This window comes from Streptomyces yunnanensis (assembly GCF_029011865.1).
GTDB lineage: Bacteria > Actinomycetota > Actinomycetes > Streptomycetales > Streptomycetaceae > Streptomyces > Streptomyces yunnanensis.
Genome location: NZ_CP095749.1, coordinates 4616729 through 4630759 on the forward strand (window position 1 = coordinate 4616729; position 14031 = coordinate 4630759).

10 protein-coding genes are annotated in these 14031 nt (G+C 74.6%); 2 read left to right on the plus strand and 8 right to left on the minus strand.

Annotated features, from left to right (window positions below):
• Positions 1-458: 458 nt before the first annotated feature.
• From MOV08_RS19875 to MOV08_RS19900, 6 genes are all read right to left on the minus strand, one after another.
• Positions 459-656 carry a hypothetical protein gene (locus tag MOV08_RS19875; RefSeq protein ID WP_039634380.1) on the minus strand — a complete coding sequence of 66 codons (198 nt, stop codon included), beginning with the start codon at positions 654-656 and terminating at the stop codon, positions 459-461.
• 254 nt (positions 657-910) lie between these two features.
• Entirely contained in the window at positions 911-1087 is a 177-nt protein-coding gene (locus MOV08_RS19880) for a hypothetical protein (RefSeq protein ID WP_159030874.1), read from the minus strand.
• A gap of 359 nt (positions 1088-1446) precedes the next feature.
• On the minus strand, positions 1447-4026 hold the full coding sequence (locus tag MOV08_RS19885; protein WP_275308355.1) for a SpoIIE family protein phosphatase: 2580 nt from the start codon (positions 4024-4026) through the stop codon (positions 1447-1449).
• Positions 4027-4282: 256 nt separating this feature from the next.
• On the minus strand, positions 4283-6505 hold the full coding sequence (locus MOV08_RS19890; protein WP_275311834.1) for a terpene synthase family protein: 2223 nt from the start codon (positions 6503-6505) through the stop codon (positions 4283-4285).
• Positions 6506-6757: 252 nt separating this feature from the next.
• Complete coding sequence (locus MOV08_RS19895) at positions 6758-7594, minus strand: ATP-grasp domain-containing protein (protein WP_275308356.1); 837 nt, start codon at positions 7592-7594, stop codon at positions 6758-6760.
• Positions 7591-8523 carry an ATP-grasp domain-containing protein gene (locus MOV08_RS19900; RefSeq protein ID WP_039634384.1) on the minus strand — a complete coding sequence of 311 codons (933 nt, stop codon included), beginning with the start codon at positions 8521-8523 and terminating at the stop codon, positions 7591-7593. The genes MOV08_RS19895 and MOV08_RS19900 overlap by 4 nt, the downstream gene beginning before the upstream one ends.
• A gap of 486 nt (positions 8524-9009) precedes the next feature.
• Between MOV08_RS19900 and MOV08_RS19905 the strand changes: the two genes are divergently transcribed.
• A complete protein-coding gene (locus MOV08_RS19905; RefSeq protein WP_420834190.1) occupies positions 9010-10563 on the plus strand; it encodes an amidohydrolase family protein in 1554 nt (517 codons plus the stop codon).
• Positions 10564-10731: 168 nt separating this feature from the next.
• On the opposite strand, the gene MOV08_RS19910 is transcribed toward MOV08_RS19905, so the two are convergent.
• Positions 10732-12261 carry an MFS transporter gene (locus MOV08_RS19910; protein WP_275308357.1) on the minus strand — a complete coding sequence of 510 codons (1530 nt, stop codon included), beginning with the start codon at positions 12259-12261 and terminating at the stop codon, positions 10732-10734.
• A gap of 4 nt (positions 12262-12265) precedes the next feature.
• Positions 12266-13048: a GntR family transcriptional regulator gene (locus MOV08_RS19915; RefSeq protein WP_275308359.1), complete on the minus strand. Its 783-nt coding sequence runs from the start codon at positions 13046-13048 to the stop codon at positions 12266-12268.
• A gap of 268 nt (positions 13049-13316) precedes the next feature.
• On the opposite strand from MOV08_RS19915, the gene MOV08_RS19920 reads away from it, so the two are divergent.
• A complete protein-coding gene (locus MOV08_RS19920) occupies positions 13317-13910 on the plus strand; it encodes an Lrp/AsnC family transcriptional regulator (RefSeq protein WP_052286809.1) in 594 nt (197 codons plus the stop codon).
• Positions 13911-14031 lie beyond the last annotated feature (121 nt).

Here is a 14031-nt window from a genome sequence, read left to right on the forward strand (position 1 = left end):
TGGGCGCTTCGGTGGGGAGTTGACCGCGGATGCCGGCGGGGGCGGGGGCCTGCGGCCGCTCCTGTCCCCGCGGCGGAGACGGGGGCCGCGGCTGCCGCCGCGCCTCTTCCGGTGTCGCGCCCCGTCCCGACGCCTGTGGCGTCGCCGGTGACGGTGGCTGCGGCGGTGTCGGCGAGCGGCCCCGGGTCGGTGCCGGTTCGCGCTGCCGCGACGGGTCCGGTTCCGGCTCCGGGCCGGTGGACTCCGGTACGGGGTAGGGCAGTTCTGCCTTACGGGGGTGCATGGTCGCCACGTGTGGTGCGGGTCGTTGATCGCGGGGTCCGGCAGGCCGCGAGGCCGGCTCGCGTCGCACGTGCGAGCCCGCCTCGGGCTGTGCGTCGGGTCCGTCGGCCCGAATCACATGTCAGTGATCGTCAGTTGTCGTGTGCCGTTTCACCGGCACGGCAACGGACGGGATGTCACCGGAAGAAGCCGAAGCCACGTCCGCCGCGTCCGCGGAATCCGTAGCCGTAGCCGAAGCCGCGTCCGTAGCCGCGTCCGTAGCCAAAGCCGCGTCCGTAGCCGTAGCCCCAGCCTCCACCACGACCGCGACCACCGTGGCCGCCGCCTCCTCCGCCTTCGATGCGGTTGCGGGGGAAGAATGCCTTGAAGGTCATCTTCGCCTCCTGAGAAATCGGACTGTGCGCCGCGGTCTTCAGCCGGACCGTGCTCTGTACGGCGATTCGGCGCGTTCCCGCCGGGGCGTCCCGTGCGGTGCGTTCCGGAGGAACGTTCTGTCCGCGACACCTCCGACACTACGACGGACATCCACCACCAACAAGGGTTTTATGTGAAAATTCAGACATGCTGTACATGTCACTGTGGGTGGGAGGGTGGTCGCTCGCGGTCGACGCGGTGGAAGGAAACCGCGTCAGGGGCGCCGCCTTTCGCGCATCAGGAACAGGACCACGGCCGAGGCGATGACGGCCGTGCCGGTGCCGACGCTCAGCACGACCTGCTGAGCGCCGTCGAAGGCGAGGCTGGTGAAGGCGTTGACGACGGCGGCGAGGGCCAGTACGCACCAGAGCGCGGCTTTCAGGGCGTTCATCGGTGACGGTGTCCTTCCGGGCGTGGTGGATCCGAGGGGTGCAAGGCACGCGGGTGCGTCGCGGACGCCGTGTCAGCGACGGTGACCCTGCGCGCTCGACCCGTCCACCACGATGCCCGGCGCGCGGGCCGGGGACGAGGGGGAGCGCCCCCGGATCGGGGGTACATCGAGCTGCACCCCCGAGGTACTTCGAGATGCGTCGTGGTGCGTCGTGGTGCGTCGTGCAGCGCCACCGCCCGTTCGTTCGCCCGGAAGGGACGTGAACTGTACGGCGCTGGCGGGATGTTGACGGTGCGTGGGCAGGGGCGTCGGCGACAGCGGTGGGGGCCGCACGGTGACTGATGCCGCGTCAGTCTGCGTCAGCCCGCGTCGTGCGGGGCGGGGACGGGCGGCGCCGGCTCCCCCGGCCTCTCCCCTGGCGTCTCCCGCGGCGCCTCCCCCGAGGACTCCCGCGGCGGTTCCCCCTGCCCCTGCTCCGCCCAGATGATCTTTCCGTTGGCCGTGTAGCGGGTGCCCCAGCGGCGGGTGAGCTGGGCGACGATCAGCAGCCCGCGGCCGCCCTCGTCCGTGGTCCGGGCGTGCCGCAGGTGCGGGGCGGTGCTGCCGGTGTCGAAGACCTCGCAGATCAGGGCGGCGTCCTGGCGGATCAGGCGCAGGGTGATCGGGCCGCTGCCGTGCCGGATGGCGTTGGTGACCAGTTCGCTGACGACCAGTTCGGTGGTGAAGCGCAGCGGCTCCATCCCCCACGCCGCCAGTTGCCGCCCGGCGAGGTTGCGGGCGCCGGCGACCACCGCCGGGTCGGCGGACAGGTCCCAGGAGGCGACCTGGCTGGCGTCCAGGGCGTGCGTGCGGGCCAGCAGCAGCGCGGCGTCGTCGGACGGCGGGCCGGTCAGCAGCGCCGACACGACGTTCCCCCCGATCTCGTCGAGCGTCGCGCCGGGCTCCGCGAGGGCGCGACCGAGCCGGGCCATGCCCACCCCGATGTCCCGGTCGTAGGTCTGCAGCAGGCCGTTGGTGTAGAGCGCCAGCAAACTGCCCTCGGCCAGCTCCAGTTCGGCCGATTCGAAGGGCAGCGCGCCCAGGCCGAGCGGCGGTCCGGCGGGCAGGTCGGGGAAGTCCACGGCGCCGTCGGGGGCGAGGACCGCGGGCGGCAGATGGCTGGCGCGGGCCATCGTGCAGGACCGGCTGACCGGGTCGTACACCGCGTACAGACAGGTGGCGCCCATGAATCCCAGCGCGGTGGCGGCCGTGCCGTCGTCGGCGCCCGCGCCACCGTCCCGGCGGGTCTCCATCAGCCCGATCACCAAGTCGTCGAGGCGGGCGAGGAGTTCGTCCGGCGGCAGGTCCAGGTTGGCCAGGGTCCGGACCGCGGTCCGCAGCCGGCCCATGGTGGCCGCGGCGTCGATGCCGTGCCCGACGACGTCCCCGACGACCAGCGCCACCCGCGCCCCCGACAGCGGGATCACGTCGAACCAGTCGCCGCCCACCCCGCTCGGGACGTCCGCCGGGAAGTACCAGGACGCCACGTCCAGCGCCACCCCGCCGGCCAGCGCGTGCGGCAGCAGATTGCGCTGCATCATCCGGGCCGCGGTGCGCTCGCGGGTGAAGCGCCGCGCGTTGTCCAGGCACACCGCGGCGCGGGCGACCAACTCCTCGGCCAGCCGTACGTCGTCCGCGTCGAAGAGCCCCTGCCGCCGGGAGCGGACGAAGGTCGCCGCGCCGAGCGTGATGCCGCGGGCCCGGACCGGCGCCACCATCACCGACCGGAACCCGTATTCCCGCACCACGTCGGCCCGCCGCGGGTCCTCGGCCACCCAGGTGCTGTCGGCGTTCAGCAGCGGCTCCACCACCGACTCCCCGGTGAGCAGGCACCGCCCGATCGCCGACCACGGCTGCCGCCGGACCGCCTCGCCGACCGCCAGCGCGGCCTCCGGGCACCCCTCGCGGACCGACCGCTGCCCGGCCCGCCGCATCGTCGGGGTGCTGTCCACCGGCCCGGGCTCCGGCTCCTCGCCGCGCAGCACGGAGTCCAGCAGATCGACCGCCACGAAGTCGGCCAGCGGCGGCACCGCCACGTCGGCCAGCTCCTGCGCGGTCCGCGTCACGTCGAGGGTGCTGCCGATCCGGGCGCTGGCGTCGTTCAGCAGCGCCAGCCCTTCCTGGGCCCGCCAGCGCTCGGTGACGTCGATGACCATGTACCAGATGCCCACGCCCCGCCCCTTGGGGCCGGCGAGCCGGAAGAACGACGCCGAGTAGGCCCGCTCCTGCTGGGGGTCGGCGTAGTTGCGGGTGCGGAACTCGTAGTCCATGACCGGCTTCCCGGTCTTCAGCACCTGCCCCATCCGCTCCTCGAAGGCGTCGGCCTCGTCCCGCGGCAGCACCTGGGCGACCGTGCGCCCCAGCCGCTGCTCCAGCGGGATCAGGCGCTCCAGCACCGCGTTCACCCAGACGTAGCGCAGGTCGGTGTCCAGGACGGCCATGCCGACCGGGGCGTGGGCCAGAAACGGTTCCAGCATCAGCTGGTTCACCCCGCCGCCGGGCACCCGCCACTCCTCCAGCGCGACCACCGACCACCGCTCGGGCGCGGCCGTCCCGCCGGTCGCCGCGGTGATCACCGGCGACACCTCCACCGCCAGCTGGATCGCGTGCCCGTCCCGGTGCCGCGCCGCCACCGACCCGCTCCACCCGTCCCCCGCCCAGTGGGCCACCGCGGCGACCCGCGCCGCATCCCCCGGTACGGCCAGCAGCGTCACCGCGCTGCGCCCCAGGACCTCCGTCGCCGGGTAGCCCAGCAGCCGTTCCGCCGCCCGCGTCCAGGAGACCACCACCCCGCGCCCGTCCAGCTCGGCCGCGGCCGCGGTGGCGATGTCGCAGGCCCGGCCCGGCCCCTCGCCCGCCCCGCGACCCGACCTGTCCGGCCGGTCATTCTCCGAGGTCATCGCATCGCCAGTCCGTCGCAGCCGGTTCTGTCCCGGGCGCTGCCGCCGCCGCGGCGTGGCTGCCGTCGCGGTCCACCGGCGTCCTCGGCGGTGTCACAGGCGCCCGCACCATGCCCATTTTAGAAGCAATACGACATATGGGATCACTTGCCGCGGACTGCCCCTTCCCGGGGACCAGTCGCCCTGCGCGGTCCCCCACCCGCGCTCCGTCACCACCCCGCCCTCCGGGCGAACGGCGGGAGTTTGACGACAGGCCCTAGCGGGCCGCCCCGAGCGCCCCCGTCAGGCGTGCCGACGACGTCCCCAGGCCCGTCGGCCCCGGCGTCCAGCCGGGCGTGCCGGGCCGGTGGCGGAGGTGTTCGGGGCGGTACCGGCCGCACTCGCGGTGCCAGGTGAGGATGCCGGCGAGCCAGTTCTCCAGTTCCTCGACATAGCCGTCGAGGGTGGCGCGGGCCTCGGCGGAGAGGTCGAAGTCGTCGTAGAGGACGGGGAGTTGGTTCTGCGCGACGTGCTGGAACTCGCGCATGCGGGAGGTCATCAGGTCGTGGACGATGGCCAGTGCGGTGGGGTGGTCGCAGTCGAAGAAGTTCTGCACGACGAGGATGCCGTTGTGGACCTCGCCCTCGTACTCGATCTCCTTCTGGTACGAGAAGACGTCGTTGAGCAGGCAGGCGTAGTCGGCGGCGGCGTTCTCCAGCGACCGCATCGGGCCGCTGCGGTAGATCTCCGGCGGCACCCGGCGGCCGTGGCCGAGCCGGCTCAGGCCCATGGCGAGGCCGGAGCCGGAGGTGGCGCGGCGCATCTCGATGTAGTCGACCGGGTCCGGGATGCGGTGCAGCACCCTGTTGTCCAGCTCCCAGAGCCAGCCGGCGGTCATCGCGTCGACGGTGGCCTTGAAAGCGCGGCGCGCGTCCGGGTCCATCGGCCCGGCCGTACGGACCCAGAGGTCGACCAGGCCGCGTTCGAGGGCGTTGGTCGGCTCCGGGGCCCGGTCGGCGGCGTCGACCGGCATCAGGGCGGACAGCCGCCGGGTGGCGGCCAGGGCTCCGGCGACGTCGCCGGTCCGGCCGAAGACCGCGGGGTAGTAGTCGTCGGCGTAGGTGGCCCAGGTCAGCCACTGGGTGCCGAGGTCGAGCTCGTCGGGGGTGGCGTCGGGGCGCGGACCGGCCGCGCGCAGCGCGAAGTCGCAGCGGACCAGGGCTTCCTCGTCCCAGATGCCGGACAGCGGGACGCCGGGCTGCGGCCGGAGCAGTCCCATCCGGTGCGCCCAGGTGACGACGTTGCGCCGGGCCGCCTCCAGGTGGGGACTGTGGGTGGCGGTGAACGGCATGCAGAAATCGGGGAGTTGGGGCGGACCGACCTTCTCGTACGGGACGTGGGAGCGGCGGCGGACGCGCTGGGTGCCGGCCGAGGCCAGGGCCGTCGCCAGGTCGGCGGCCGAGGCGCCCAGGCCCTCGGTGCCCAGCCCGCCGAAGACCAGCGGCGACCAGGGGGCCGCGGCGCTGCCGGGCGCGCCCGCCCCGCCGCCGTTCATGTAGCGGCTGGAGCGCAGGTGCCACTCGTGGCCGCCGGACTGCCAGTCCTGGAGGCCCTTGGCGTACGCGAGGACGGCGGCGCGGCCGGCCGGGTCCAGGCCCTTCTCGGCGAAGAGCGTCGGCAGTTCGGTGAAGACGGTGTCCTCGAACTGCTGCAACCGCGAGGTGATCATCTCGTTGACCGCGTCCGCGGCCTCCTGCGTGGTGCAGTCCAGGAACGTCTCCAGCACCAGCACGCCGTTGCTCAACTCCCCCTCCTCCTCGGTCTCGCGCTGGTACGAGAAGAGGTCGTTGCGGAGGTGGACGGCGTCGGCGAAGGTGTCCTTGAGGACCCGGAGGGGGCGGGAGCCGGCGACCGCCGCCGGGACCTCGGCGCCGGTCGCGTACTCCACCAGCCCCGCCGACCAGGGGGCGCCGCCCACCTTGCGGCGCATCTCGATGTACTCGACGGGGTTGGGGATCCGGTTGATGTCGATGTTGGAGAGCTCCCAGAGCGACTCGTTCAGCAGGTGCTCGGTGCTCTCGGCGAACCGGCGGCGCCAGTCCGGCGACATCGCGGGCACGGTGCGCCGCCACAGGTCCGCCAGCCCCGCCTCGACCGGGTTGGTCGGCTCCGGCACGGGCGCGCCCGGATCCATCGGCATGAACGCCGGCAGCCGGTCGAGGTACGCCTTCCCGCCCTCCCGGTCCAGGGTGCGCTTGAACTTCTCCAGGAAGTGGTCGTCGAAGAAGAAGACCCAGACGTACCAGTCGGTGACGAGGTCGAGCGCCTCCTGGGAGCACTCCGGGTGGGTGTAGGCGCACAGCAACGCGTAGTCGTGGGCGTCGAGATCCCGCTGGTCCCAGATGCCGGAACCTTCCAGCATGTTCATCTCCCGGGCCCACTTCCTGGAGTGCGCCCGCGCGGCCTCCAGGTGCGGGTTCAGCCGGGCCGGATGCGGCATGTAGAAGTGCGGCAAGGTGAAGGGTTGCGACGTGGGCTGCGGCTGCGTCACCGTTGGTGGCCTCTCCCGATACCGATGCCCCTCCGCACGGACGGTGTGTACGGAAGGAGGGCGCGCCGAAGCACCCCCATGGACGGCGCAGCCCTACCCCGGGGTCCGCCGCCGTAGGCGCATCGCGTCACACCCGCGCTGAACTGGCACTCTTTCGAGTTGAGTTGGCGATGAAGCGGCGTGACGCAGGGGTCGCATCGGCTATACGGGACCGCTCTCGGCCCGGCGGAGCGCCAGCGCCGCCAGCGCCTCCGGGGCCCCCACCTGGCCGCGGACGCCCGGGAAGGCGTTGATGTCCACGATCACCGCGGCGCCGGCCCCGGCGTGCAGCACGTCCACGCCGTAGACCTCCAGGCCGAAGACCGCACCGATGTGCAGCGCGGCCTCGATCCAGGCGAAGGGGAGGGCGGCGGGCGGCAGCGGCTGGTTCGGGCCGCGCCCGCCCGGGGACAGTTCGGAGCGGCGGCGGGCGGCGAAGAGCTGCCCGCCGACGACCCACAGCTTGTGGTCCCATCCGCTGTTGTCGGTGAACTCCTGGACGATCACGGGCTCGTCGGGCCGGGCCGCGGCCAGCTCCGCCAGGTCCGCGGGGGTGTCGACGCGCGCCACGAGGTCGCCCCGGCGGCTGCGGCGGCTCTTGAGGACGAGCGGGAGGCCGAGGTCCGGCCCGGCCGCCGCCAACTCGCCGACCGTCGCCGTCCGCAGCGTCTCCGCGAACGGCAGTCCGGCCGCCCGGGCCACCGCGGCCATCTCCACCCGGTCCTGACACCGGGTCGTCGCCGCAACGGAGTTGACGACCGGGGCGCCCCGGCCCTCCAGCCGGCCGGCGAGCGCCAGCGCTTGCGGCGTCCGCGCCTTGAGCAGATAGACGTCGGCGAGCGCCCCGGGCGCGGCGGCCCCGCCCGGCTCCCCTCCCCCGGCGAGGGGCACGCCGTCCGGGCCGACGAAGGCGACCCGGTGGCCGTCCCCGCGCAGCACCGCAGCCGTCGCCGCCAGCAGCGGGTGCCCGGGATCGGCGCTGATCACGCCGACCCTCATCGTGCGCCCCCGACCGCCCCGGCCGTCTCCGCCGCCGGCCGCGGGGTCCGCTGGTGGCCGATGAACGGCAGCGCCGGCACCGGAGCGCGGTCGGTGCCGCGCCGGGCCAGCCGCAGCACCGCCGCGGAGACCCGGGCGACCGCGTCCGGCACCTGCCGGAAGCTCGGGAAGTCGTTGATGTCGACCACCACCGGCCCGTCCGGTCCCAGCAGCACATCGACCCCGTACAGGTCGAGGCCGAAGACCTCGCCGATCTCGGCGGCGATCCGGGCGACCTCGGCCGGCAGCGGCACCTGCCGTTCCGTCACGGCCCGCCCCGGGTGCAGCGGGGAGCAGCGCTCGGTCGCGTAGAGGTCGCCGGCGACGCAGTAGACCTTCAGGTCGGTACCGGAGTTGGGGACGTAGGGCTGGGCGATCAGCATGCCGTCGCCCGCGCCGACGCCGTCGGCCGTCGCCCCGGCCCCGGCGGCCAGCTCCTCGGGCCGTTCCACCAGCCGCACCGCGCGCCCCGAACTGCCGTCCGCGGGCTTCACCACCAGCGGGAACTCCGCCTCGGGGACCTCGGCGAACTCCTCGGCCCGCACCGCCGCGTACGTCATCGGCACCGGCAGCCCGCTGGCCCGCGCGATCACCGCGGCGAGCGCCTTGTCCCGGACGCCTCGTATGGCGCGTACGTCGTTCACGGTGGTCAGTCCGGTGGTCGCGGCGGCCTCCAGGAGGGTCAGCCCGGGCCCGCCGGAGACGGTCTTGAGGACCCAGGCGTCATGGTCGCCCTCCGCCACCGCGCCGGACAACTCGGACATCCGGATCAGCGAACGGCCCGGCCAGAGCACGTCCACCCGGTGGCCCCACGCGCGGAGTTGACCGACCACGTCCTGCGGCATGCCGTCGTGGCGGTACTGCTCCTCCACCAGGAAGCAGAGTCTCATCGATGCACCCTTGTATCGCCGCACGTCCACCCGTATCGCCAACCCGCCCACCACAGCAGCGGACGTCCTCCCCGTGTCGCCGTACGCACACCGTCCGCCCGGCGGAAACATGACGCACCAGGATCGCATGTGGCGATCAGGCGTTCGGCCATGGCCCGGCCGCCGCCCCGGAGGTCGCGTTTCGGCGACGTTACGCCACCGGACGGGACCTCGGCACACGCCGTGAGCTGGGACGCGCCACGCCCCTCGCGGGGTTGCGCCACTCCTCCCCGACCTCACCAAATCCCGCATGTCGAAAGCCTTGTTCCGCTTTATGGCCCGACCCTAGGGTCGGGCCACCCATCGCGGCCGACCCGATCACGGGCCCGGCCGCGCCTACGTACGCGGCGACGAAAGCAGGCGAGCGGGTTGGCGAACGAGCAGCGGGGCCGGGAGCCCCAGGAGGCCGGGGCTCCCGGCGGGTGTCCGGACGCGCAACGGCCGGACGTGCAACGGCCGGACGGCGAACGACCTGACGGCGAACGGCTCGACGGCATACGGAGCGCAGCGGCCCACGACGCGGCATCCGGCGCGGCGCCCGCAGAGGCCGGCCCCCGCGGCGGCCTCGGTCGGCGCGGCTTCCTCGCCGGGGTGGCCGGGCTGACCGGCGCCGGCGGCCTGCTCGGCGGACCGGGCGCCGGCACCGCCTCCGCGCGGCCCCGGGACGCCCACCCCGGCCTCCGCCCCGACCACTTCGCCGGCCCCCGCCAGCTCCTCGTCCCGGAGGTGGTGCTGCTGCCGGACGGCCCGGTGCGCGACCACGCCGTCCTCGTCGAGCACGGCACCTTCCGCGAGGTCGGCCCGGCGGCCCGGCTCCTCGCCGCGCACCGCGCCGGCCCCGCCCCGATCCGCCTGCCCGGCCACCTCCTGATGCCCGGCTTCGTCGACGCCCACCACCACCTGACCCAGAGCTTCGGCAAGGCCCAGTCGTTCGGCCAGCCGTCGGAGATCTTCAAGACCGTCTGGGAGCCGCTGGAACACGCCCTGGACGAGGAGAGCGCCTATCTGTCGGCGAAGCTGGCCGCGCTGGAGGCGCTGCGCGGCGGCTTCACCACCGTCGCCGACGCCGGGACCCGGGCGCCGGTCGACGTGGCCGCGATCGCCAAGGGCACCGAGGAGGCCGGCATCCGGTGCGTCCTGGGCAAGATCGTCTCCGCCGGGACCGGCGGCCCGGCCCACCTGGCGCGCTGGCACGGTCATCCGCTGGTCCACCCCTCCCTGGCCATCGCCGTCCCCGAGGACGCCACCGGCCCGGTCATCAAACGGACCGCCGACCTCTGTGCCGAGGCCGGGGCGGTGCTCCAGATCCACGTCAACGAACACCTGGCCTCCGTGGAGCGCTCGTTGAAGAGCGTCGGCCGCCGCCCGGTGGACTATCTGCACCACCTCGGCGCCCTCGGCCCGCACACCCTGGGCGCGCACGCCACCCTCCTGACGCCCACGGAGATGCGGCAGCTGGCCGACACCGGCGCGGCGATCAGCTACAACCCGGTGGCCAGTGCCTGGAAGGGCAACGCCGTCGCGCACGCCACCATGCTGGCCGCGCTGGGCGTCCGCTTCGGCACCGGTACGGACGGCACCCGTGGCGACGGCTTCCGGCTGGTCGACGCGGCCGAGACGGCCCAGCGGCTGGCCTACGGGCTGGCGTCGGGCGACTCGGTGTGCGGCGCCGGGGAACTGTGGCTGGAGCACGCCACCGCGGGCGGCGCCGACGCCCTCGGGCTGGGCCGCGTCACGGGCCGGATCGCCGCCGGTCAGGCCGCCGACTACCTCCTCGTGGACCTCGCCGTCCCCGAACTCACCCCCTCCTACGACCTGCGCTGGGAACTCGTCCGGCTGGCCGGCCGCGACCAGATCCGCGCCGTGGTGGTCGGCGGCCGGCTCCGCATCTGGGAGGGCTGGCCGCCCGACTGGGACGCCCGCGCGCTGATCGCCCGCGCCGCGACAGTGGGTCCGGAGGTGGTCGCACGGGCCAAGATCCAGCGGGTGGAGCCGCGGTAGGCGCGGCCGGGCGGGGGTGTGGCTACAGGGCCGGAGGGGGGCGGCCGGGGCGAGATGGCCGGGGGGAAGGCCAGGGGGAGACGGCCGGAGGAGACGGCGGGGGCCGGCCCCCGCCTCGGGCTTCTGCCCGGCGATCACCCCCGTGGTCCGACGATCACTCTGTGCGCGTCAGGGGCCCGCCCCCTGCGCTGGCGCGCGCGCCGTCCCCGCTTCCGCCTCCCCCTCCCCCTCCCGGGGCATCCACCGGAAGACCGCCCCCGCCGCCACCGCCACCCCCGCGGCCAGCGCCAGCGTCGCCAGGTGCAGCCCGTCCGTGAAGGCCCCGATCACCGCCGTCCGCAGCTCCCCGCCCCGGTCCGGCAGGTCCCCGAGCGCGGCCTGGGCCGCCGCGACCGTCGTCGGCGCCCCGGGCCCCGCCAGCGGCGCCGGCAGCCGGGCGGTGAACACCGCCGCGGTCAGCGTCCCGGTCACCGCGATCCCCAGCGCGCTCCCCAACTCCCGGGTCAGGCTCTGCAGTCCGGAGCCGACCCCGGCGGCCTCCGGAGGCAGCGCGGACATCATCGCGTGCGAGAGCAGGGGGGTCGCGGTGCCGCAGCCCAGCGCGGTCAGCCCGGCCCCGACGGCGTAGAGCGCGTACGGCGTACCGGCGTCGGCGGCCGACACCGTGGCCAGCCCGCCGGCCAGCACGAGCATCCCGGTGGCGACCGTGCCGCGCCGCCCGCACCGGCGCTCCAGCACCAGCCCGCACCGGGGCCCCGCCAGCAGCGCCGCCGCCATCGGCAACAGCCGCACACCGGCGCCGAACGGTCCGTACCCCTTCGCGTACTGGAGGTACTGGCCGTTGAGGTAGAACAGCCCGAACATGCCCAGGAACAGCACCGCCATCCCGACCGCCCCGGCCCGGACGGCGGGGCGGGCGAACACCCTGGGGTCCAACAGGGGCCGCGCGGAGCGCAGTTCGCACCGGGCCCAGCCCGTCAGCAGCACCCCGGCCACCCCGAACGACCCGAGCACCCACGGGCCGAGCCACCCCTCCCCGGGCCCGCTCACGATCCCGTTGAGGAGCGCCAGGAACCCACCGGTGAACAGGACCGCGGCCAGCGGCGCGGCCGGCCCCGGATGCCGCCCCGCCACCGGCGCGACCACCGCCACCAGCACCGACGCGCCCACCGCCACCGGCACCACGCACACGAACAGCGCCCGCCAGCTCCCGTACTGGATCGCCGCGCCCCCGCCCACATTGCCCAGCACCGCGGCGAGCCCCGTCATGGCCGCCCAGACCGCGATAGCCCGGCGGCGCGGCCCGTCCGACAGCCCCTCCACCAGCAGCGCGAGGGTGTTCGGCAGCACCGCCGCGGCCCCCACCCCGCTGATCATCCGCCCCGCGATCAGCACCCCGACGTGTGGCGCCGCCGCGCACACCGCCGAGCCGAGGACGAACACCGCCATCCCGCACAGCAGCGTGCCCTTGCGGCCGCGTCGGTCGGCCAGCGCCCCGGCCGGCACCAGCAGACACGCGAACACCACCACATAGCCGTCCACCACCCACACCACCGCCGCCGCGGACGGGCGCAACGGCCCGGCGGACAGATCCGGAATCGCCAGATTGACCGCCGAGACCATGCCGACGACCAGCGCCACGCACAGGCACAGCGCGCACGTCACCGGCGCCCGCGCGGGCACCCGCCCCGACCGCACCGGCTCACCCCTCCCGGGCCCGGTCCAGCCGCGCCCGCAGCGTCAGCCGGTCCCCGCGCAGATGGATGAACTCCAGGTCGGCCGGCCGCCCGTCCGCCAGTCGCGTCAGCCGGTCCACGGCCAGCACCGCGCCGCCCGCCGTCATCCCCAGCACCGCGCAGGTCGCCGGGTCCGCGACCACCGCCCGCACGGCGACCTCCGCCGACCCCAGCGGCCGCCCGGCCGCGCGCTCGATCAGCTCGAAGACGTCCCGGTTCTCCAGCCGCTCCGGCCCCAACGCCAGCAGTGGCTCGCCCACTTCGGGGATGAGGTACGTACAGTCCAGGGACAGCGGCATCCCGTCCACCCGCCGCAGCCGCTCCAGATACACCGCCCGGCTCCCCTCCGGCAGCTCCAGTCGGCGCGCCACCGACCCCGGTGCCCGCACGATCCGCGCCGCCCGGACCTCGTTGACCACCGTCCCGTGCCGCTGCAACACCTCGGCCAGCCCGGACAGCTCCCCCAGCGGATGCTCGTAGGTCCGGCCGACGACCACCGTCCCCACCCCGCGCCGCCGCTCCACCAGCCCCTCGTCGCGCAGCAGCCCCAGCGCCTCCCGGACCGTGTTGCGCGAGGTCCCGAACTCCGCGACCAGCGCCCGCTCGTCGGGCAGCACGCCCCCGGGGAACGCGCCCCGCACCACCTGCCCGCGCAGCACATGCGCCACCCGCCGCGCCCGGTCCGCCCGCGTCGGCCCGTCGCCGACCGCGCCGCCGCGGTGGCCGTCCCCGCCGTCGTCCGCGTCCATGCCCGCCCTCCTCACACCCCGCCGCGCCGCCTCCGTTGCGCCCCGACGAGCGAACGCCGGGCCCCCGACGCTAAGCAAGCCCCGTTACGGCGGAGTTACGCCACCACCATTGACCTGCACAGATGCCTGACCTGGGGATTTACCCGGGCGCCCGGGCGCTGCGCCACCACCCGCCGGTCCCGGTTAACGTGACTGCACTCCCACGCCCCGGGGACGGGTAACGACCCGGCCCGGGGTCGCGAGGAGGAGAGGAAGAAAGGGCCGCACCATGAGCACCAAGTCCGCGCCGTTCGACGAGCTGGACCGCAAGATCGTCGCCGCGCTGATCGAGAACGGCCGGGCCAGCTTCGCCGAGATCGGCTCGGCCATCGGCCTGTCCCCCACCGCCGTCAAACGCCGCGTGGACCGCCTCCGCGAGACCAACGTCATCACCGGTTTCTCCGCCACCGTCCGCCCCGCCGCCCTGGGGTGGCTCACCGAGGCGTACGTGGAGGTCTACTGCGACAGCGCCGCCCCGCCCCGGCGGCTGGCCGAGGTCGTCCGCAACCACCCGGAGATCGCCGCCGCGATGACCGTCACCGGCGGCGCCGACGCCCTGCTGCACGTCCGCGCCACCGACGTCGAGCACTTCGAGGAGGTCCTCGAACGCATCCGCACCGAGCCGTTCATCCGGAAGACGATCAGCTACATGGTGCTCTCGCACCTCCTCCCGGACAGCCCCGAGGCCGGTGCCCGCCGTCCTTCCGACGACCGGTCCGCCGCCCGCCCCGACGACCGGGCCGCCCACCAGGCCGCCGGCCGGGCCGGCGACGGCGCTCGGGTCCATCCTCAGACGCCACGGCGCGCAGCAAACCAGCGGTAGCCATCCGCCACAAGCAGCATTCCTGCGTACCTGCGCATCATTCATTTCTTGTGGCCGGAATCCGCCGCTTCGTACCGTGTATTGCCCCCGGTGACGACCCATGACGGACCGTACGGACCAA

Bases quoted from the DNA above. Each gene is read 5' to 3' on its own strand.
- MOV08_RS19890 (WP_275311834.1), bottom strand. From the start codon at position 6,505: ATGCCGCATCCGGCCCGGCTGAACCCGCACCTGGAGGCCGCGCGGGCG.
- MOV08_RS19875 (WP_039634380.1), bottom strand. From the start codon at position 656: ATGACCTTCAAGGCATTCTTCCCCCGCAACCGCATCGAAGGCGGAGGA.
- MOV08_RS19885 (WP_275308355.1), bottom strand. From the start codon at position 4,026: ATGACCTCGGAGAATGACCGGCCGGACAGGTCGGGTCGCGGGGCGGGC.
- MOV08_RS19920 (WP_052286809.1), top strand. From the start codon at position 13,317: ATGAGCACCAAGTCCGCGCCGTTCGACGAGCTGGACCGCAAGATCGTC.
- MOV08_RS19915 (WP_275308359.1), bottom strand. From the start codon at position 13,048: ATGGACGCGGACGACGGCGGGGACGGCCACCGCGGCGGCGCGGTCGGC.
- MOV08_RS19900 (WP_039634384.1), bottom strand. From the start codon at position 8,523: ATGAGACTCTGCTTCCTGGTGGAGGAGCAGTACCGCCACGACGGCATG.
- MOV08_RS19895 (WP_275308356.1), bottom strand. From the start codon at position 7,594: ATGAGGGTCGGCGTGATCAGCGCCGATCCCGGGCACCCGCTGCTGGCG.
- MOV08_RS19880 (WP_159030874.1), bottom strand. From the start codon at position 1,087: ATGAACGCCCTGAAAGCCGCGCTCTGGTGCGTACTGGCCCTCGCCGCC.